The organism is Streptococcus pasteurianus, from assembly GCF_004843545.1.
GTDB lineage: Bacteria > Bacillota > Bacilli > Lactobacillales > Streptococcaceae > Streptococcus > Streptococcus pasteurianus.
Genome location: NZ_CP039457.1, coordinates 167,011 through 188,917, shown reverse-complemented (window position 1 = coordinate 188,917; position 21,907 = coordinate 167,011). Strand labels below are relative to the sequence as shown.

Here is a 21,907-nt window from a genome sequence, read left to right as displayed (position 1 = left end):
ACCACCGCGTATAGCAATATAATGACATAAAGAAAGCTGAGCACTTTTGTCTCAGCTTTCTTTCACTCTTTTTCAACTTACTTTCCACCTAAAATCTGGTGAACCTTGTCGTTAAATTTTGGCAAGTATTCGTGACCGTATTCTGGGTAAAAATAAAGTTTTTTCGGTGCTTGAATGTGGTTATAAACAGCAAATTGTGTTTTTGGGTGACAAACTCGGTCTTCTAAGCCCATCGCCCATATCACTTCTGCTTGGATACGGTCCACCAAATATTGAATATCAACATAATCTAAAGCAGCAAATACAGCTTCTTCTCGTTCATGAAGTGGGTCACGATAGCGGAAATAGTATGCCAACTCCTCATAAGCTGATTGTGTGACCTCTAAACCATATGCGGTACGATAATCGCTTAAAAAAGGATACTGCACAAATGTCCGTTTAACCTTTGGACACAGCGCCGCACAGACAAGCGCTAAAGCTCCGCCTTGTGATACGCCGTAAGAAGCCATTTTAGAACTATCCACAAATGGCAGACGACTCACCACATTTGTCAGTTGGTAAACGTCCTGAAAAACCGCACGATAAAAAAGCTTCTCTGGACCGTCCTCAATGCCACGGATAAGGTGTCCTTTCAAGGTGCCACCACTTGTTTGCAAACGGTCTTCTGACTCGCCACCTTGCCCTCGAACAGACAAGGCAACCACAACATAGCCTTCAGACACAAAAGCTAATTTATCCGACCAATCACCGACATCACTATGATAACCATGAAATTGAAAAATAACAGGGTGTTTCGCACTTGATTTCTTTGGCAAAAGCAGTTGAGCATAGATTTTTGACTCATGAACACCTGTAAAATACAAGTCATAACACTCTGCCACTTTTGATGTAAAATCAGTCGGTGTCAATTCATAATGAAGCCCCAGCGAATCCACCTCTTTTTTGGCTTTATCCCAAAAATCGTCAAAATCATCAGGCTTATCTTGACGCCCTTGGTAATCGCCCCACTCTCTCAAAGCATCTTCTGTTTTCATTGCCTACCTCTACTTTCAATAAATAAACGTTAGGCGTTTTAGGATTTCTTGAGCAATGATATTAGCGCCAACCAATGTTGGGTGAACACCGTCATCACCTGTCAATTCACGTCTGCCATAAAGCAATGCCTGCTCATTCATCAAGCCATCCAAAGGAACCAATTCCAATTTAAACTCACGCGCAAGATGACGGACAATTTGAATCTTAGGGTCCAAATCTCGACGCCATTCCATACGGTCTTCTGGATAGTCCAACACAAATGGTTCCATTAACAAAATGCGCTCAATTCCTGCTTGTTTCAATGCTTGCAGAAGCTGACGATAGACATTTTCAAAACGTTGTTGTTCTTCTTGACTAGCAAAGCCATCTTTACCAACCAAGTGCCAAACATCATTGATACCAACCATTAAAATGACAGCATCGGGTTGGCAAGATAAGCAATCGTCCACACGATTTAACAAATCTTGAACCTTATCACCACCAACACCTCGATTGTAAAAATGCAATCCTAACTCTGGAGAACGATCCAGTAAATCTGCCGCTACAATGCTCACATAGCCATGTCCTAGACTATCTGGATTACTTTTATCACGTCCCCACTCCGTAATGCTATCTCCGAAAAAAACGATACGGTCATGTTTCTTAATTTCCATAGGCTACCTCACTTAGTGTTTAAAAAATTTGAAGCGGCTCCTAATAAGTTGGCGTCATTTTTAAATTGACAACTTTTAAGTTCGTAAGTTAATTCACTGGCTTCAGTGTCATGAATTAATTTTTGAATACGTTTATCAAGTTCAGATACCAAATCTGGTCGAACTGAGATACCGCCACCGATACCGACCAAATCTGGGTTGAAGCTGACAAGGCAATTGAAAATACCAGTAGCCAAAGCATCATACAAGCCTGCCAAAGCAGCCTTAGCTTCTTCATCTCCACTATCTGCTAAATCAAACAAGTCTTTCCCAGAAAAATCAGTTAAACCATGAGCTTTAGCATAACGGTCAGCTACTTGAACTGGACTAGCAAGCGTACTTAATGTCTTACCATTTTCGATAATCATATAGCCAAATTCACCACCGAAAAGGCTGCTACCTTTGTACAATTGACCATTTTGACAAACTGCACCGCCAATACCAGAACCAATGATAAAGTAAAGGGCATTTTTGCTGTCTTGACCAATACCAAATTTGCTTTCAGCTAGACCTGCACAGTTGGCATCATTTTCAATAGCAACAGGAAGTCCAAACAAAGCTTCTAATTCATCAACAATTTTGAAGCGATGAATATATGGAATCGCACTAAGCCCTTTGATAACACCTTCTTCTGTATCTACGGCACCCGGGCTTGATATGGCAACACCTTTTGTATCAGCATCTGATAATTCTTTAAAGACTTGATACAGATTTTCTTTCATTTCATCCCAAGTTTTTGGCGTAGCAAAAGAACTTTTCTTTTCGATACTACCATCTTGGTAAAGACCGTATTTTACAGATGTTCCACCAATATCAAACACAACTAAATTCATTTTTTTCTCCATTCTAAGTGACAGAGATTGCCATTAATTATGTGTTAAAACAATCTCCACTGAAAATTCATCATAACGATGGGTACTGATTGAATACTCAAAAACGGCACCTGTGCTTAGGTAACCTGTTTGAACGGCAATCGCAACTGGGTCCCCTTTTTCCAAGTCTAGGTATTCAGCTTCCATATCCGTTGCACGACGTACTGTAATCGTACGGTGACCAGATTGGATTTTTAGCCCTAAACCACTTTCGATATAATCATAAATTGAGCTTTCAACATGCTCTAATTTCAGACCGTTAATTAAATCAATCGGCATATATGTTTCTTCAATAACCGTTGGTTTATCATCAACAATACGCACACGATGAATTTTGTACACAAAACTTGTTTCTTTAATTTTTAATTTGTCTGCAATTTCAGGCGTTGCTTTTACCACAGAAAAGTCAATCACCTTACTTGTAATGTTTTTGTCTGGATAGAATGCGGTTGTCCCCATCATTTGAATGTCCATCAACATTTTTTCCATTTTTTCAACAGATAGGTCCATCACAAAAGTTCCAGCACCACGACGCTTGTAAATTAATCCCTCTGCAACTAGCATATCCAAAGCCTTTTTAACCGTCATTTTACTAACATCGTAAAATTGACAAAGGTCTTTTTCAAAAGGTAATTGCTCATTTGGCTGATAAACACCTTCTAAGATTTTCTTGCGAACATCATTTGCAATACGATTATATTTTTCCATTTTTTCTCCTCTGCTCATTTTGATTACTCTTTTCCTTACTTTTATTGTAAACTAGAACGCAAGAAGTTCCAAATGTTATTTATCAATTTGTTGCAAATAATAAATTTTTCCGTTAAAATCACCCGGCATTTCGCGCGACCAATACTCATTTTCTCTACTGATATAATTTTTTCCTAAAACAATACCGATAGAAGTTAGGTCACGTCCATACCTTACCTCGTCTTTATCTTTTCCGAGAATATGATAGGCTTTATCAGGGTCGAGACCAACTAATTTTAAACGTTCGTAAATTGGATTTGGTTGCGCCAAAATCGTATAATAGCCAACCAAAGCTTCTGTTCTTTCTTTATTGACAACCAGCCAGCCGACATGGTTTTTGTCCATCAAATCCAAGCGATAGAAAATACCATTTTGAATCAATTCTTGATAGGTATGGTATTCTTTAATCTGCGCTTTTACAGCTTCTTTTTCCTCTTCTGTCAAAGCTAATGGATTTAATTCGTAGCCAAAGACACCAAACATGGCAACGTCTTTTCGCATATCAAGTGATGTCACACGTGCGACTTGATGATTAGGCACCGCTGAAACATGGGCACTCATGGTTGATAACGGATAGACCATAGAAGTCCCCCATTGAATAGTCAAACGTTCCACCGCGTCCGTATCATCGCTTGTCCAGATTTGTGGCGAATAATAAAGCATTCCAGGGTCAAAACGTGCCCCGCCACCCGCACAAGATTCAATAAGAACATCAGGAAATGCCTGATTTAGTTTTTCGTATAAGCTGTAAACACCCAAGATGTAACGGTGGTTAACCTCACCTTGCTGTTTACTTGGCAAATGACTTGAAAAACTTTCTGAAATGTAGCGGTTCATGTCTAACTTAATGTAATCAATCGGCACCGTTGATAACAAACGTGCCATTTGATTGTAAATTGCTTCGACCACTTCTGGATTGCCAAAATCAAGCACAAATTGATTACGACCATGCGAAATGTTTTTTTCTGGATTGCCAATGACCCAACCTGGATGTTCTTTAAACAAATCAGTATCATCAGAGACCATTTCTGGCTCAAACCAAAGCCCAAATAACATTCCTTTTTCTTTGATAGCCTTAGCTAAATAAGCAAGTCCGTCTGGTAATTTTTCTTTGTTTTCCGTCCAATTACCAAGTGAACCCGTGTCACTATTTCGCTTGCCAAACCAACCGTCGTCCAAGACAAAAAGTTCAATTCCTAATTTACTGGCTTCCTCAGCCACTTCTAAAATCTTTTCTTGATTAAAATCGAAATACATCGCCTCCCAACTATTTAGTAAAACAGGGCGTTTTTTATTTTTCCATGAACTTCGTATTAAATGTTCTTTATAAAAATCATGAAAAACCTGACTCATCCCATTAAAGCCCGACTGGTTCACAACCAAGACAGCTTCAGGAGATTCGAACAGTTGTCCTGGATAAAGTTGCCAATCAAACTGGAAGGGATTGATACCCATTTGTATGCGTAGGGTATTGTAGTTGTCTAATTCAATTTGGGCTAAAAAGCTTCCACTATAAATCAAACTAAAGCCATATACTTGTCCATTATTTTCGGTTGCTTCTGGTGAACAAATGGCAAGGAAAGGGTTGTGAACATGACTGCTGTGCCCTCTCGTGCTTGAAATATTTTGGATACCTTTTTGAATGGAACTACGCGACAAATGATTTTCACGTGCCCAAGCACCATCTAAATGAACCCAGTCATAATTCTCATTTGGAAGGTCTAAACTAAAACTAGCAAAACGTTTAATCGAGACCGTTTGTGTGTCCTTGTTAATGATTTTTTGCTGACGCGTAATGATAGGATAATTCGCATAAATCGCATAATGCAATTCAAGCTCTAAATCAGCATAGTCATCTTTCAAACAAACAATCAACGTTTCAACATCTTCTTCATTTCCAAAAGTCCCTGGAAGAGCACCCGTTACCGTCTTTCCTTTTTCAATACGATAGCCCACATAGCGAAAATGTGAAATCAAATCTCCCGTCGGATATTGAATTTCTAAAGCAGGATAGCGAAAATCCGTCGTCCCAAATACGGGATACTCTTGCTTAATATGCTCAAGCGACATTAAGCTCGACCCCATATAAAGATTATTTCCTGGGCGAATTTCACGCTCAATCAAAAAGGTAAACGATTCGTAATCAGAAATGGCAGGTCCGCAATATAATTGCTCTAAAACCCCTGTTCTCTCCATTACTCTAAACACATACGATACTTTTCCATTGGTCAAATGAAAAGAAAGTTCTTCCTCATTAATGAGAATCATGACTTGACTCCTTTAAATTGTACTTTTTGAATACGTCCAACAAGATAAAAATAAATTCCTGGGAACAATAACCAGCCCAACATTGTTTTGGTTAATGTTAACCACACAAAGATAAAAGCAAGAAGAAAGGCTAAAATAACCTTTTGAAAGTCCTGTTTCATTTCAAGAAGGCTTTGATAAAACTGATTTTCTCCGCTTGACGACTGTGTTTTAACGTAATAAATCACGATAACTAACCAGACTAGCCAAGCAAGCCCACCAATATAAAACATGGCAAACGATAACTGGCTGATATTGACCAGACTAAGTAACCAACCAGTCAATCCCAAGCTAAAGAAGAAAGTCATCATAGCCGAAATCACTTTAGCATAAGGAATACTTTCTTTTTGCTTTAACAAATCTCTAAATCGCAACGTCTGAGGATTTTCAGAAGTGAAATAAAGAGACACTATCTTTATGGCAAAGACCCAGCCATAAACAAAACCTCTACTTAGCAAAGCCAGCCAGAAGAGCACTGAGCCCTTCATGACGGTATAAACTAAGTTAACAGCATCTATCAAACGCGATGATTTTTCGGTCATAGCTGTTCCTTTCTAGACAATTTCTAAATCTTTCTATTTTACTGAACCAGCAACACCATTGTAGATGTACTTTTGAAGTGATAAAAAGACAATTAAAATTGGCAAAATAACGATGACAACCCCTGCCAAAATAACAGGCCAATTAGTTCCGTAAGGTCCCTTAAAGGCAAAGAGCGCTGTTGAAATAACTTTCAAATTACGGTCTGGCATATAAAGGAAAGGATTGTAAAAGTCATTGTAAACACCGACACCACTGATAATTAACATGGTAACAATCGGAGCTTTCAAATTTGGGAGAATAATGCGCCAGAAAATACCAAAATGACTAGCACCGTCAAGATAAGCTGATTCATCAAGAGAAATTGGAATTTCATCCAGATATTGTAAAAAGACATAGACGGAAATAACATCAGTTCCCAAATTGAGCAAAATAACTGACCAAATTTTGTTAAACAATCCAAGTGAATTGATGATTTGGAAAGTTGCAACTTGGCTAGTGATACTCGGAATCAGCATTGCCAACATAAAGAGCGTCAAGATAAGCTTTTTCAGTTTAAAATCAAATCGACTAACCGCATAAGCAAACATTGAGGCAAGAGTCAATTTCCCAACCATACTAACCACAAAGATAAGCAACGTATTTTTAAAACCGAGCAACATTTGCCCATTCACAAAAGCCGTCTTATAATTTGAGAAATCTAGTGATTTTGGTAATTCCAAAACACCCGTACTCAAAAATTCAGTATTTGATTTGAATGAGCCGATAAAGACAACCAAAATCGGCAAAATCGCAACGGTTGCTCCAATTAGCAAGATAAGGTATTGAAGAATTTTTCCAACTGTTATTTTTTTCGTTTTCATCAGACATTCTTCCTTTCACTAGTAACAACCTTTTGAATCACAGAAACAACAATAACGATAAACAAGAGAATGATTGCCATAGCCGATGCCAAACCGACTTTATTGTACTTGAAGGCTGTATCAATGGTTTGAATAACGAAAGTTGATGTTTCATTTGAACCGCCTGTCATGATATATGGAATATCAAAGACGCTTAGTGAACCACTCACACCCAAGATAATGTTAAGAAAGACAATGTTTCGAATACTTGGAATGATAATGTATCTAAATTGATTCCAGCGATTAGCACCGTCAATCTCAGCTGCTTCATAGACTTCAGGGTTAATAGACTGAATCGCTCCTAAGAACACCAAGAAATTAAACCCTGTGTAACGCCAAACAGATGTAAACGCAAGCGAGATATTATTGATTGAACGGTCTCCCAACCAAAGTCTGATTTGGTCTCCAAGACCAATAGCTTTCAAAACCGTATCAAGCGTTCCACCGCCTTTATAGAAATAAAGGAAGATAAAACCAATCGCAACACCATTTAGAAGATATGGGAAGAATAAAATCCCTTTCCAAAAATTAGCAAACTTCACTTTGAATGAAAGAATCGTAGCAAATAACAGTGCAATTCCTAATTGGAAAAATGTTGCAATAAAGTAGTAGAGACTTGTTTTAAAAACTGAAAAGTAATTCGGATTTGTTAAAACCGTTTTATAATTATCAAGCCCAACAAAATTTGAATTTTGACTATAGCCATTCCAATCTGTCAAACTGTATTGGATCATTTTTATCAATGGATAATATGAAAAGACAAGCAACAGAAGAACTGGAATAATGGTGAAAGAGAAAACAAGAATCCGTTTTTCCCATTCTTTACTCAATTTACTTTTTGTCATAATAACCTCCACCATGACAAAGATGCTTTCGCATATTTAACACTAAATGAGCATAAGTAAGGAAGCCAGACATTTTTCGACTCCCAAACTTTCCCATCTCACTAAATTGAATTTTAGTTATCTGAAACCACCTTGATGGCGTTAGCCCATCGTGTGTTAAAGTCTTTCATAATGTCATCAAATGATTCTTTTGAATTTCCAACAGCAGCGTCAATGATACGTTGTTTTTCAGTATCAGTAGAACCGATACCTAATTCAGATTCATTATTAATGTCGCTAAAGAGTGACTCTTTACCTTCTGGAGCTGGATTTTCTTCAATCAATTCAACGCCCGCATCTTGACTATCTTGAAGTGCTTTTGGATATTCTGCGCCTTTCACAGTTGGAATACCACCATTGTCAACTGCGTAGTCAGATTCATTAACCATCCAGTCGATGAATTTTCGGGCTGCTTTTTTGTGTTTACTGTTAACATTAATACCGTAGTTGTAGTCACCACCGATTGGCATATATTGTTTGCCATCAGATGCTGTTACTGGGAATGCTTCAAACATAATGTTGTCCGCATTATCTTCATTGATTTTTTGAATTTGTGGAACTGCCCAACTTCCAAGTACCATAACAGCTACTTTACCATTTGCCAAGTCAACTTTTGATTGTTCCCAATCACTTGTTGTAGGGTCAGATTCAATCAACCCTTCTTTAGCTACTGTGTAAAGAGTGTTGTAGATAGTGTACATTGTGTCACCTTCATCAAAGGGTGATGTATCTGAAGTCATTTCATTAGTGAAATCAGGGTCACCTGATACACCTGGACGCGTGAAGTCCCAGTTAGATAAGGTCCAACCAGCAGCATAGTTTGTATAAAGTGGGACAATGCTACTATCATTTTCTTTTATTTTCTTAAGTGCAGCAATGAAATCCTCTGTTGTCTTAGGGAATTCTGTAATACCTGCATCTTCAAAGACTTTCTTATTAACAACCAAACCAGTTGCATTCATTTGGCTCGGAATACCGTATTGAACACCTTCATATGAACGGTCATTAAGCCCTAAGTATTTTTCTGATAATTCTTCTGTGTCACCAAGTGGTTCAAAGAAGTTTTCATAATCTTTCGGGCTAATATCACCAGGAATCATTAAAACGTCGCCGTACTCTTTACTGTTCATACGAGTTTTCATTTGACCTGCATAATCAGTAATGGTTTGTACTTCAACTTTAATATCAGGATATTTCTCGTTAAATTTTGCAATGTACTCATCCCATTTACCGTTAGTTTCCCAATCGGTCTTATGGTTGATGAATGTAATTGTTTCAACATCGCTATCACTGCTTCCGCTTGAACAACCAACTAATGTCACGGCTGCTAATGCAGTCATCCCAATTGTAAGCAAACCTTTTTTCATAGGTTCTTCCTCCTAATTTTAACTTCTTTTTTGTTTACGCTTACAGTATAACACTTTATGTCACAAAAGTATATACTTTTGTTGAAAATATTTTGTGCTTTATTTTATTGCAATAAGTTGACCGAGGGGCAACTTGGTTTCTTTACATTATGTGACATAACAAAAGGCTTATATAATTTTTAAAAATTCAAATTTATTTTGATTTTATATATACTTTTAAGACATTGTATTATAATCATTTTAGAAACACATCCTAAAAGTTTTGTATTATTTTTGTACACATCTACTAGTAGTTTGTAAAGGAGGAGGCTTTTTTCTGAAAAACATTATTTCATAACATTCAGAGATGACATTATGTCCTAACGCTTTTCTTGGGAGGAGAAAAAACATTATGAAAAAAGCATTAGTTGGATTTTTAGCGCCCCTAACTGTCGTTGCCGGTCTCGCATCAGCTCAAGGGGTAAAAGCTGACGAAATCATGTCAGGAAATACTTCCAAAGTTACCACAAAACATAGTGGTAAAGCTCTTGACGTTGCAGCAAACTCTAATGATGACAGTGGTGACCACGTCATCATCATGTCTTACGCTAGCCTAACACCAGAGGAAACAAATCAACTCACACGCTTAACACATTACAAAAAAGCAGGTCGCTTATACACCAAGAAACTGAATAATAATGAGACTAGGATAAAAGTACCCAGCTTCTTTGTTTATATAGTTATTATTTACAAGATGCAGTAGTTGAGTGGGTTCTAATAAGCTTTTACAACCCTCTTTTGACATCAAGCTGCACTTGACTCCATTTCCCACCTCGAAAGCTTCCCCAAATCTTTCGAGCCATGTATGGGTTGGTTATAAAGGTTCGGGGAAGCCTTTATAATCGGGAAATAAAGCTTACGAAGTAAGTATCACAAAATGGTCTGGGAATAGACCACTTTAGGTCAGAAACAAGAAATTAAGACTTACTGAGAAATCGAATTTCTTCGAAATTACCGATTCGCTTTTTACTTTTTAGGCTCATGAATAAAGTATCCAGTGGAGACTGTCTAACAATTACCCCCAACACAATTTATCAATATCATCATTTTAAAAACGAAAACAATTTAAATTGTCGGCAAATCATTCTACTGCTCAATAACATGGTTCTAGTTAAAACCGGAATTTATTTCTAGGTGAGAATATAACAAAAGAGTTCTGGAATCACTCCAGAACCCTTTGTTTCAATCATATTTATGAACAATAATTATTTTTCGTTTGCGTGACTAGCAATAATTTCTAGCTCGCCATCAAATTCCCATGATTTAACATCATTCGGAAGGATAAAGTGGTCACCTTTTTTGATGTTATAAACACGGTTATCAATATTCAAGCTACCTTGACCTGAAAGAACACTTACCAACAAGTATGGTGCTGTTTGTGTAAGATTAACGACACCAGATACCACCCATTTATAAACAGCAAAGAATTCATTTGAAACCAAAAGGCTTGAACTCAAGTTGTCAACATCAATCGTTACAGGTGTACTGTTAGCAGGTTCACCAATTGTTAAAACATCAATTGATTGCTCAATGTGTAAGTCACGAAGATTGCCTTGTGCATCACGGCGGTCAAAATCATAAACACGGTAAGTTGTATCACTTGATTGTTGTGTTTCTAAAATTAAGATGCCTTTACCAATAGCGTGCATTGTACCACTTGGTACGTAGAAGAAATCCCCAGCTTTTACAGGGATTTTTGTTAACAAATCATCCCATTTCCCAGCTTCAATCAATTGACGAAGCTCTTCTTTTGATTTGGCATTGTGTCCGTAAATAATTTCAGAATCTTCATCCGCAGCAATAACATACCAGCACTCAGTTTTACCAAGTTCGCCTTCATGTTCAAGAGCGTAAGCATCATCTGGGTGAACTTGTACACTAAGCCAATCATTGGCATCAAGAATTTTTGTCAATAATGGAAAGACTTCAGATTTTGGATTGCCAAAAAGTTCTTTGTGTTCACGATAAAGTTTATCTAGACCTTCACCTTTATAAGTACCATTATCTACGATTGAAACACCGTTTGGATGAGCTGAAATTGCCCAGTATTCACCAGTTGTTTCTGTTGGAATGTCATAACCAAACTCATCACGAAGTTTAGTTCCCCCCCAGATTTTATCATGCATTTGTGACTTTAGAAATAATGGTTCTGCCATAAAATTTTCCTTTCCTTCAAGCAAAATATGCTTGTTCACCAAGAAGAAACCCAAAGCATTTTTGGGTTTCTTAGTTAAATGTTCTTAACATCCAATAATGAATAACCTCTAGTATCGAAACGATTTCTACTACGAGAGTATTCAATCGGTCTCCCATTTTCCAAGTAAACAACTTGTTCGACTTGCAAAATGGGATCATCATCTTTGCAGGCTAAATAATCTTTGTCATAATGATCTGGCTTTTCAGCCGTGATATGTCGGTAGGAACCTGCAAATTTGAGACCGAGTTGATGCCAAAGGTAATCATAAACAGATGTTAATAAGATATCATCATCCAAACCAGGTGTTAAATCGCAAGACATATGAGTGTGTTCCAAAGCATAGGGTTTACCGTCTAATAAACGAAGTCGGATAATTTTGTAAACAGGTGTTGCTGAATCAACTTGGAGCCGCTCTGCTATTTTAGCATCTGGAAATTCGACAGTAAATTCAATGATTTTACTTGTCAATTTCCGAGGGTCGTCTTTCATATCATAGCTCAACCCATTATAATTGTTCAAACGGAATTTTGAGTCCTCCTTATCCCAAAACGAAGAATTTAAAACCTTTGTTCCATTTCCTTGTTTTGAAAGGACCAAACCTTCGATGGTTAACATCTCAATAGCCTTTTTGATTGTCATACGGCTTACCCCAAATTCTTTTGCTAAGTCCGATTGAATCGGTAGCATTGAATCAATTGGATAAGTACCGTCTGAAATCCTCGTTCGAATAATACTTGCAATCTCTTCATATTTTGACATAGATCGCTCCTACTATACTTGTATAGACTAATTTTTTTAAACTATAGTTCTATTATAACGCAGAATCAGGTTGTTTGTCTAGCATACGTAAGAATGGATACCAAATAAATCCGACGATGAGACAGTCAACGATTTGAAGAAGTCCACCTGCAAGTGAGTTTGTAGCAATCATACCACTAAAGAATACTGGTACAGTCCAAGGCACTGATACACCTGTTGGAGCAGGTACAAGACCAATTGCCATTACGAAATAGTTAAGCGCTGTAACGATGATTGGTGAAATTACCCAAGGAATAAGAATTGTAGCATTCAACACAATTGGCAAACCGAAGATAACAGGTTCGTTAACGTTGAAGATACCAGCACCTAATGCCAAACGGCCAACATCACGATATTGTCTTTTCTTCATAACAAATGCCATAAGGATAACAACTGCCAAAGTCATACCTGATCCACCTAAACCAACAGTAAATGTTTCCATGAATGGTTTAGAAATAATGTGTGGAATATGTTCACCAGCTTTATAAGCATCCAAGTTGTCGTACATCAATGTATTCCAGATTGGATCCATTACTGAGTTAACAAGGATTTGTCCGTGAAGTCCAAAGAACCATAGAAATTGGATAAAGAAGATTGCGATCAATGTTGCCCAAATACTACTTCCTAGACCCACTAAAGGCATTTGGATGACATTATAGATAACATCATGAAGGTTTGTATTGAAACCAACTGTTACAATAGCATTAAGAGCTGTAAAAATTGATAATGTCAAAATAGCTGGGATAAGCGCTGCGAATGATTTAGCAACTGCAGGTGGAACACTGTCTGGCATTTTAATTTGCCAACCTTTTTTACTGATACGGCAGTAAATTTCTGTTGCAATGAAAGATACGATCATACCAAGGAACATCCCTTTGGCACCAAGACGATCAAGGCTCAAAATATTTGAAACTTGTTCACCACTGTCAGTAGTTGTAAAGAATGGTGTCAATAGGAGGAAGCTTACAAATGAAATGGCGCCACCGAAAATACCATCTTCATCATAAGATTTTGATAGATAATAACCAATCCCCCAAGTAACAAATACTGTCATAATAGACATTGTTGCACTTTGTGCACTACCAAAAAGTTCAGACAAAAGCGATTTCAAATCATCGCTTAAAAAAGGAAGGTTACAAATAACCACGACAATTGAACCAAACATAGTCAATGGAAACGCCAACATGAAGGCATCTCGTAAAATAGCTAGGTAACGGTTAGAACCTAACTTGTTTGCCAAAGGCAAAAGTTTGTCACTGATAGCATCTAGAAACTTGTTCATAAATACTCCTCTTTCCATTAATTGTTTTTACACTATAACTATATATTATTTATCATTAAATGTCTAGTCTTTTTTATAAAAAATATTGTCTTTTTATTTAAAAGGTGTATAATTATATTTGTAAATGAAAATATTTTAAGGAGAATCTAATGGCAACTTACACATTCCCAGAAAACTTTTGGTGGGGCGCTGCTACATCTGGTCCTCAAAGCGAAGGGCGTTTCGATAAGAAACACGCTAATATGTTTGACTATTGGTATGAAATTGAACCTGAAACTTTTTATGATCAAGTAGGGCCTGACACAGCCTCTAACTTCTATAACAGTTATAAAGAAGATATTGCATTGATGAAAAAAGTAGGACTCAATAGTGTTCGTACTTCTATTCAATGGACACGTCTTATTGATGACCTTGAAACAAATACTGTCAACCAGGATGCAGTAGATTTCTATAATAACGTTATTGATTGCTTCATCGAAAATGGTATTCGTCCAATCATGAACCTTCACCATTTCGATTTACCTGTTGAACTTTATCATAAATATGGTGGTTGGGAATCACGCCATGTTGTTGATCTTTACGTTGGATTTGCTGAACAAGCTTTCAAAGCATTCGGTGACCGCGTTAAAGATTGGGCAACACACAATGAACCAATGGTTGTTGTTGACGGTGAATATCTTTACCAATTCCATTATCCAAAATTAGTCGATGGTAAGAAGGCAGTTCAAGTTGCGTATAACTTGAATATTGCTTCCGCAAAAGCTATCGCTAAATTCCGAGAACTTGGCTTAGACAAAGATGGGGGGCGCATTGGTACTATTTTGAACTTAACACCAACTTACGCCGCCTCTGATTCTGAAGATGACCAAGCGGCAGCACACTTTGCTGAACTTTGGAACAACAAAATGTTCCTTGAACCAGCTATCAACGGACATTTCCCAGAAGAATTAGAAGCTGTATTAGAAAAAGATGGTGTTATCTGGCAAACAGAACCTGAAGATGCTGAAATCTTCAAAAACAACACTGTTGATTTCTTGGGTGTTAACTTCTACCATCCAAATCGTGTGAAAGCTCCAGACATCGCGCCTAACTCTGTCGGTGCTTGGTTGCCAAGTCGTTACTATGACGAGTACAACATGCCTGGTCGTCGCATGAATATTGATAAAGGCTGGGAAATCTTCCCAGAAGCTATTTACGATATTGCCATCAACATTCGCGACAACTACAAAAACATCCCTTGGTTTGTTTCTGAAAATGGTATGGGTGTTTCTCGTGAAGAACGCTTCATGGACGAAAGCGGACAAGTTCAAGATGATTATCGTATTGACTTCATCAAAGAACACCTCGCTTGTCTCCACCGAGGAATCGAAGAAGGTTCAAACTGTTTCGGTTATCACCTCTGGACACCAATCGATTGCTGGTCTTGGATGAATGCTTACCGCAACCGTTATGGATTTATTTCAAACAATATTCACACACAAATTAAGACCATTAAAAAATCTGGCGAATGGTTTAAACACGTTACTGTTGATAATGGATTTGAAGAATAATCATTTAATATTCTAATATTATTTGATTTCAAATACTCCTAATAAATTTCTACTTCATGATTTTCACCCAGCCAATGAAAATTAACTTAACAAATTCTTTTTATCCATTTAAAACTATTTACTAGATTCCACCCCTCTTCTGCATAGGAGAGGGATTTGCTATACACAAATTTTTTATAAGCGTAGCCAAATTTATTTTTTCAAAAACAAACTTCAAATTTTACTAAGCTTGCTTGATTTTGAGAATATTGACAAGGAACAGCGAGTATAAATTATTTGATGTTGTTATAGCCTAAGACTGAACAGAGAAATATCCAAAAAGAAGACTTTCTACCTTCTTTTTGGATGATTAAATTGTTCTCGTGTTTCAAACGATAAAATAAATTGTGTTGGGTGTACAAGGGTTAGACAATGAAAAAAACAGTCCGATGGACTTGACTCGCTTGTTAGTTTCTAGGCTCGTGAAAAAACAGTCCGATGGACTGTTTTTTTCCTTATTTTTCATCGAGTCGTTGGTACAATGTGATCATTTCCACCGCAACTTCTTTCAAAGTCATTGTAGTCATCAAATGATCTTGTGCGTGAACCATAATAATCTCGATTTTAACTTCGGTACCGCTTGCATATTTCTGTAACAAATCAGTCTGAGCATGATGTGCTCCCAAAAGTTCTGCATCAGCAGCATCTAGTTTTTCTTTTGCTTCGTCATATTTGCCTTCTTTCATTTTAGCAAATGCTTCGTGAACAGAAGTGCGGGCGTTACCGCTGTGCAAGATAATTTCAAAAGCAGCAAGTTGCAATTCTTCTTCAGTCATCTCTAACAACACCTCATTAAATGTTTTCTACGATAAGATTAGCCATTTTCTCAACACCCATTGGGATTGGAACATAAGCTTGTGGTGGAACTTTAACAACTGGACGACCTGATTTTTCACCAGCAGCTGCAAATTGGTTATAATACATACCAGCTTGTGGGCTAACTAGATACAAATCGTAGGTTGCATCAGTAATAACTTGTTCACCTTCGTTAGAGCTGATAGCTTCTACAGTGATGTCTTTACCTTGTTTTTCGAAAAAGTCTGTTGTTTTTTGGGCCATTAGTGATGATGACATTCCAGCTACACAGATAATCAATGCTTTTGACATAATCATTCTCCCTTTTAGAATAGAATATAAAATAATTGTTTAAGATGTTTTACGCTCCCCAACATCTTTGTTAAAAGTATATCATATATATCTTAAAATGTATAGTCTTTTATTTTTAAAAGTTCAAACTTTTAAAAATTTGAACGCTTTCTAAATCATATAAATTTCAGAGATAAATTCTTGTCTATAACCATATATTGTGTTATATTACTATGAGAAGCACAATATATAGTAGGATGGTTATTATGTCACAAGAAAAAAGATTAGCTCCATTAAGCATTGTTTATATCAGTTTAAGCGGTAACACACAAAGCTTTGTAAAACGATTAACTGAACACTTACTGAACCATTATTCCCTAGATACACAAACCATTAATATCAAGGAACTCAATCATGAAACATTTCCAATCACGACACCTTTTGTTGCTGTTTTGCCAACCTATCTTGAAGGTGGTAATGGTATTGATTCAGGTGATGTTGAAATCTTGACGAATCCGCTAGGTGATTTTATTGCTGCTCATGACAACTACAAACATTGTTTTGGTATTATTGGTTCTGGCAATCGGAATTTCAACGAACAGTATTGCCTGACAGCCAAACAGTACGCCAAACGTTTTGGTTTTCCGATGTTGGGTGATTTTGAATTACGAGGAACAAGCTCTGATATTGAGCGCCTAGCAGAGATTATTGTGAAGCAACACCAAGGATTTGCCAATCCTAGTTAAATACATACAACCCTTTCTCAACTAAATTTAGCAGACATGGTATAATAACATAGATGATATCGCGTATTTTATCATCAATATGACTACTAAATTTTAATTGGAGAACTCATGAAAACAACAGTTGATTATATTACAAAACTTGCAAATATCCCTTCACCTACTGGCTACACAAGTCACATTATGAATTATGTGATTGCTGAACTTGAAAGCTTTGGCTATGCGCCTGTTCGCACGAATAAAGGCGGAGTTATGGTCACAATCACAGGTAAAAATGATAGCAAGCACCGTGTAGTGACTGCTCATCTGGATACACTTGGTGCTATGGTTCGCGCTGTCAAACCTGATGGACGGCTCAAAATGGACCTTATCGGTGGCTTTGTTTACAACGCTATTGAGGGAGAAAATTGTACCGTTCACGTTTCTAAAAATGGCAAGAAAATCAGTGGTACAATCCTTATGCACCAAACATCTGTACACGTTTATAAAGATGCTGGTACGGCTGAGCGCAACCAAACTAACATGGAAGTTCGCCTTGATGAAAAAGTAACAAATGAGAAAGAAACACGCGCTCTTGGTATCGAAGTTGGTGACTTTATCTCATTTGACCCACGTGTTGTCGTTACCGAATCAGGTTTTATCAAATCACGTCACTTAGATGACAAAGTGTCAGCAGCTATCTTAATTGAATTGCTTAAAGAATATAAAGCGCAAAACATTACTTTGCCATACACGACACACTTCTACTTCTCAGCATTTGAAGAACTTGGTCATGGAGCGAATTCGAGTATCCCGGTTGAAACTGTTGAATACCTTTCGGTCGATATGGGAGCAATGGGAGACGACCAACAAACAGATGAATACAGTGTGTCAATCTGTGTCAAAGACGGTTCAGGACCTTATCACTATGAATTGCGCCAACATCTTGTCAAATTAGCAAATGACAATAAGATTCCTTACAAATTGGACATTTATCCGTATTATGGTAGTGACGCTTCTGCTGCTCTTCGTGCAGGTGCTGAAGTCAAACACGCCCTTTTTGGAGCTGGTATCGAATCAAGTCACTCATACGAACGCACACACATTGACTCTGTCCAAGCAACAGAACGCCTCGTTGATGCTTACCTAAAAAGCCCAATTGTGGAGTAAAAATTGAATACAAAAAATAAGAGTGAATGTTATGTTCACTCTTTTATCGTTCTCTATTCGGATATAACCCTAAGTTCGTGACCTTTATAATTATTTTCGTCTAGGACAATATTTTCTTGACTGTACTGTTTGCTTACCAATTTTAAAATTTCGTTTTCATCTCTTGCCTCAACTTTTACAATTCTTTGAAGCACTTCCTCAATTTCTACATTGAATGCCCTCATCTTTTCTCCGTAATTAATCATTGATTATTTTAATGCTATTATTGCGGATCCATAATACCTAAAATCGCCCCTGAAATCAGGAGCGATTGTGTAAAAACAAACAAATAAATTAGGAGGTAGTGTTATTAGTAGTTAAGCTCAACGGCAAGACCGAAATGGTCACTAACGATTGGTGCCTCACCGCCGTCAAATGTGACGGTTGATGATAGAATATCAATACCTTTACTTGTGAAAACATGGTCAACTTTGAGGGATTGTTTATTGCCCTCCCAGCCGTCAATGTCTTCAATAATCGTATGGTCGCCTTGGACTTTCTTAGCCACTTTGTGGCTGTCTTGTAAATCAAGTGGGCTGTTTAAAATCATATCATAGCCAGCAGTATCCGTTGGGTTGTTAAAATCACCCATGAGTACCAATGGTTTGGGGGAATCAAGCAGCGCTGTCTCCAACTTTTGCCATTCACTTTCAAAGCCTTTACCAAACCAAGACATGTGTAAGCTAACAACCGTAATTGGTTTCTGATCAATTTCCGTCTCCGCAACAAGAACACGTCTTGTGTGAAAATCAGTTTCGTCATCAACATCAGATACCAGAATATCATTCACTTTGATAGGTGTTTTTGATAAAATAACAACACCCTCATTGTACTTTTCGTATCCAATATGATTATATGCCCAAGACCAATAATAATATCGTCCTTGACTTCTCAGATAATTCACGAGTTGTAAAGCGTAGTTATCGCGATGCAAAGCTGGGCTTCCTGGTAATTTTTCATAGCCATCAACTTCTTTGGTTAACAGTCCACGAATATCTTGGTTAATTTCTTGAAGGCAAATGACATCATAATTTTCACTATAAATCGTTTCTGCCAAGTCGAATAATTTCTTTAATGAATTTGCCTCCAACCAAGAATGCGTATTAAGTGTTAAAAATTTAGCCATATCTGTTCCCTTCAAGTCAAAGGAGAGTCCATGATTCCTGTCTCAGACTCCCTTTTATTTAGATTTAACCTAAACATCTCTTATTCATATGAGTAATATCAGCTTAAAGTTCTACTTTGGCAACAGGTGTGTTAGCAGAAACTTTTCCTGTTTGGGTTAAATTGACTGCTTTGATTTCTGCTGTATTTGTGAAGGCAACAATAATTGTTGTTTCACGACCTGCTGAACGAATAGCTGCTAAATCAGCTACCACCAAAAGCTCACCAGCTTTAACACGTTGACCTTCTGTAATCTTAACTGAGAATGGTACTCCATTAAGAGCAACAGTATCTAAACCAATGTGAACAAGAACTTCAAGTCCATTGTCTGTTAATAGACCAAAGGCGTGTTTTGTTGGAAAAACGCTTGTTACAATACCTGAAACTGGTGCGTAAATATTGCCATTTTCTGGTTCAACAGCGAAGCCATCACCCATCATTTTACCAGCAAAGACAGGGTCTTTAACTTCTGTGATAGGTTTTACATCACCATCTGCAACTGCATTGACATCTTCTGTCACACCTTTATAAGAAACTTTTGTAACATCGTTTCCTTCAACTTCTGACAAGTTGACAGTTGGAATTTCTGCGCCAGAATCAAGAAGGTCTTGGATATCAGATTTCAAAATATCCGCTTTTGGTCCATAAACCGCTTGAACACCTGAACCTTTGATGATAAGTCCCATAGCGCCAGCCTTTTTCCAAGTGTCCTCATCACCGACTTTAGCGACATCTTTGACTGTAACACGAAGTCGAGTCATACAAGCATCAACATCTTCGATGTTATCGCGTCCACCAAGGAGATTAATGATTTGAACGATTTGTGAATCTGCAGAGACACTAGCACCGTCTGCTAATGCACTAGCTTGGTCATCATCCATATCGTCATAATTACCATTACGACCTGGAGTAGCAAAGTTGAATTTCTTAATCATGAAGTCTGCAATAAAGTACATCACAACTCCTGATAAAATACAACAGATGACAAAATTAATCAAATCACCGCCAAGTCCAGCTTTGAGAGCCATAGGCGTACGTGTTAAAAGTTCAATATTACCAAATGAATGAAGACGAAGGTTAACTAAATCAGCTAAAGCAAATGTCACCCCTTGAACGACTGCATAAACAACGTAAAGTGGCATTGCAACGAACATAAACATGTATTCAATTGGTTCAGTAACACCTGTTAAAAATGTTGCTGCTGCCGTTGAGATGAACATAGCAGTGTATTTTTTCTTCTTGTCAGGGTCAACATTACGATACATAGCAAGGCTAACTCCCATAAGTGTACCCGTTGCACCAATCATTTGCCCAACTTTAAAGCGAGCTGGTGTTACATTTGTTAAAAGATCTTGGTAAGCTGAAGCATTAGACCCTTTCAGATTGATAAGGTCTGTTACCCATGCTAACCAAAGTGGGTCTTGACCAAAAACTTCTGTTCCTTTTTGAGCCCCTGTCAAAATTTCATAAGTACCACCAAGTGATGTGTAGTTCATTGGGATAGTAATCATATGATGAAGTCCAAATGGAAGAAGCAAACGTTCCAAAGTGCCATATAAGAAAGGTGCTAAAAATGGTGCTGAATCTTGTGAAGATGCAATCCACATACCAAATCCATTGATTCCTGATTGAATGATTGGCCAAACAAGAGACATGAACAAACCAACAAGAACTGAACGATAGATAACAACAAATGGTACGAAGCGTTTACCATTAAAGAATGAAAGAACGTCTGGTAATTTGCGGTAGTTATAGTATTTATTGTAAGCTGTTGCCCCAACAAACCCAGAGATAATACCGACAAACACACCCATATTAAGAGCAGGTTGACCAAGAACGTTGACAAAGTAGTCAGCTACAAGCATTTTGCCACCAAGAACATTGTGAACTGTACTTGTACCATCAGCAATCATATCAAGTGAAATACCATAAACGTGACCTGTGATAAGGTTGATGAGAATAAATGCGATACCTGCTGCAAACGCACCACCAGCACGTTCTTTTGCCCAACTACCACCAATTGCTAATGCGAAGAGGATGTGAAGATTATTGATAATTCCCCATCCGATTTGAGCAATAACATTACCAACCGTAGCAAGAAGGGCTGAGTCTGCATTGATTAGCGGAAGTGAGTTCCCAATACTAACCATTAAACCTGCTGCTGGCATAACAGCAATAACAACCATCAAGCATTTTCCGAATTTTTGCCAAAATTCGAAGCTGGTTAAATTTTTAAATGCCTTCTTCATGAAATACTCCTTAAACCATTTGCTAAGAAACCATTTGCTTTAATTTATGAAAAATAATGCCACTTATATTTTTCAACTTCTTTAAAGAATTGATTTAAGCTTTGTTTTAATTTTGCGCAAACGTTTGCGTTATTTTGATGATTTTATTATAACACGTATTTCTAATTTGTAAAGCGTTTTCCGGATTTTTTTAAAAAGGGTACTTAAGAAACACCTCCTTTGCAAA

General features: G+C 37.4%; 21 protein-coding genes. 4 read left to right on the top strand and 17 right to left on the bottom strand.

All coding sequences use genetic code 11. The features are described from left to right. Positions 1–77: 77 nt before the first annotated feature. From E8M05_RS01215 to E8M05_RS01175, 9 genes are all read right to left on the bottom strand, one after another. Positions 78–1,034: an acetylxylan esterase gene (locus tag E8M05_RS01215; RefSeq protein ID WP_003063060.1), complete on the bottom strand. Its 957-nt coding sequence runs from the start codon at positions 1,032–1,034 to the stop codon at positions 78–80. 15 nt (positions 1,035–1,049) lie between these two features. Further along, entirely contained in the window at positions 1,050–1,688 is a 639-nt protein-coding gene (locus E8M05_RS01210) for an SGNH/GDSL hydrolase family protein (protein ID WP_003063058.1), read from the bottom strand. Positions 1,689–1,696: 8 nt separating this feature from the next. Beyond that, the gene (locus E8M05_RS01205) at positions 1,697–2,560 is read right to left on the bottom strand and encodes an ROK family protein (protein WP_013851426.1); all 864 of its coding nucleotides are present in this window, start codon (positions 2,558–2,560) and stop codon (positions 1,697–1,699) included. A gap of 33 nt (positions 2,561–2,593) precedes the next feature. Then, positions 2,594–3,307: a GntR family transcriptional regulator gene (locus E8M05_RS01200; RefSeq protein ID WP_013851425.1), complete on the bottom strand. Its 714-nt coding sequence runs from the start codon at positions 3,305–3,307 to the stop codon at positions 2,594–2,596. Between the two features lie 75 nt (positions 3,308–3,382). Next, complete coding sequence (locus E8M05_RS01195) at positions 3,383–5,614, bottom strand: alpha-galactosidase (protein ID WP_013851424.1); 2,232 nt, start codon at positions 5,612–5,614, stop codon at positions 3,383–3,385. After that, entirely contained in the window at positions 5,611–6,195 is a 585-nt protein-coding gene (locus E8M05_RS01190; protein WP_003063051.1) for a hypothetical protein, read from the bottom strand. The genes E8M05_RS01195 and E8M05_RS01190 overlap by 4 nt, the downstream gene beginning before the upstream one ends. A gap of 33 nt (positions 6,196–6,228) precedes the next feature. Beyond that, positions 6,229–7,056, bottom strand: a complete 828-nt coding sequence (locus E8M05_RS01185; RefSeq protein WP_003063047.1) for a carbohydrate ABC transporter permease — start codon at positions 7,054–7,056, stop codon at positions 6,229–6,231. Beyond that, positions 7,056–7,940, bottom strand: a complete 885-nt coding sequence (locus E8M05_RS01180; RefSeq protein WP_013851423.1) for a carbohydrate ABC transporter permease — start codon at positions 7,938–7,940, stop codon at positions 7,056–7,058. The genes E8M05_RS01185 and E8M05_RS01180 overlap by 1 nt, the downstream gene beginning before the upstream one ends. 113 nt (positions 7,941–8,053) lie before the next feature. Further along, positions 8,054–9,346, bottom strand: a complete 1,293-nt coding sequence (locus tag E8M05_RS01175; protein ID WP_003063043.1) for an ABC transporter substrate-binding protein — start codon at positions 9,344–9,346, stop codon at positions 8,054–8,056. 391 nt (positions 9,347–9,737) lie between these two features. Here E8M05_RS01175 and E8M05_RS11385 point away from each other — a divergent pair, with 391 nt between their 5' ends. Beyond that, positions 9,738–10,088: a hypothetical protein gene (locus E8M05_RS11385; protein ID WP_048791044.1), complete on the top strand. Its 351-nt coding sequence runs from the start codon at positions 9,738–9,740 to the stop codon at positions 10,086–10,088. A 502-nt stretch (positions 10,089–10,590) separates the two neighbouring features. Here E8M05_RS11385 and manA read toward each other — a convergent pair. The 3 genes from manA to celB form a co-directional block, all read right to left on the bottom strand. Next, positions 10,591–11,541, bottom strand: coding sequence for a mannose-6-phosphate isomerase, class I (gene manA, locus E8M05_RS01160; protein ID WP_013851421.1), 951 nt, complete (start codon positions 11,539–11,541; stop codon positions 10,591–10,593). A 74-nt stretch (positions 11,542–11,615) separates the two neighbouring features. Continuing rightward, positions 11,616–12,341: a GntR family transcriptional regulator gene (locus E8M05_RS01155; RefSeq protein WP_003063037.1), complete on the bottom strand. Its 726-nt coding sequence runs from the start codon at positions 12,339–12,341 to the stop codon at positions 11,616–11,618. A gap of 52 nt (positions 12,342–12,393) precedes the next feature. Beyond that, complete coding sequence (gene celB, locus E8M05_RS01150; RefSeq protein WP_048791135.1) at positions 12,394–13,662, bottom strand: PTS cellobiose transporter subunit IIC; 1,269 nt, start codon at positions 13,660–13,662, stop codon at positions 12,394–12,396. Positions 13,663–13,811: 149 nt separating this feature from the next. Here celB and E8M05_RS01145 point away from each other — a divergent pair, with 149 nt between their 5' ends. After that, complete coding sequence (locus tag E8M05_RS01145; protein WP_003063032.1) at positions 13,812–15,212, top strand: glycoside hydrolase family 1 protein; 1,401 nt, start codon at positions 13,812–13,814, stop codon at positions 15,210–15,212. 494 nt (positions 15,213–15,706) lie between these two features. Here the strand turns inward: E8M05_RS01145 and E8M05_RS01140 are convergent, their stop codons facing one another. Next, a complete protein-coding gene (locus E8M05_RS01140) occupies positions 15,707–16,027 on the bottom strand; it encodes a PTS cellobiose transporter subunit IIA (protein ID WP_003063031.1) in 321 nt (106 codons plus the stop codon). A 16-nt stretch (positions 16,028–16,043) separates the two neighbouring features. Then, positions 16,044–16,358, bottom strand: a complete 315-nt coding sequence (locus E8M05_RS01135; protein WP_013851418.1) for a PTS cellobiose transporter subunit IIB — start codon at positions 16,356–16,358, stop codon at positions 16,044–16,046. A gap of 245 nt (positions 16,359–16,603) precedes the next feature. Between E8M05_RS01135 and nrdI the strand changes: the two genes are divergently transcribed. Together nrdI and E8M05_RS01125 are read left to right on the top strand one after the other, a co-directional pair. Next, entirely contained in the window at positions 16,604–17,083 is a 480-nt protein-coding gene (gene nrdI, locus E8M05_RS01130) for a class Ib ribonucleoside-diphosphate reductase assembly flavoprotein NrdI (RefSeq protein ID WP_013851417.1), read from the top strand. Between the two features lie 108 nt (positions 17,084–17,191). Next, positions 17,192–18,229 (top strand): M42 family metallopeptidase, encoded by a 1,038-nt coding sequence (locus E8M05_RS01125; RefSeq protein ID WP_013851416.1) that lies wholly within the window; start codon positions 17,192–17,194, stop codon positions 18,227–18,229. A 53-nt stretch (positions 18,230–18,282) separates the two neighbouring features. Here E8M05_RS01125 and E8M05_RS01120 read toward each other — a convergent pair whose 3' ends face one another. From E8M05_RS01120 to E8M05_RS01110, 3 genes are all read right to left on the bottom strand, one after another. Next, the gene (locus E8M05_RS01120; protein ID WP_003063023.1) at positions 18,283–18,474 is read right to left on the bottom strand and encodes a DpnD/PcfM family protein; all 192 of its coding nucleotides are present in this window, start codon (positions 18,472–18,474) and stop codon (positions 18,283–18,285) included. Between the two features lie 104 nt (positions 18,475–18,578). Then, positions 18,579–19,394: an endonuclease/exonuclease/phosphatase family protein gene (locus tag E8M05_RS01115; RefSeq protein WP_013851414.1), complete on the bottom strand. Its 816-nt coding sequence runs from the start codon at positions 19,392–19,394 to the stop codon at positions 18,579–18,581. 103 nt (positions 19,395–19,497) lie between these two features. Next, positions 19,498–21,681, bottom strand: a complete 2,184-nt coding sequence (locus tag E8M05_RS01110) for a PTS transporter subunit IIBC (protein WP_003063019.1) — start codon at positions 21,679–21,681, stop codon at positions 19,498–19,500. Between the last annotated feature and the right edge of the window lie 226 nt (positions 21,682–21,907).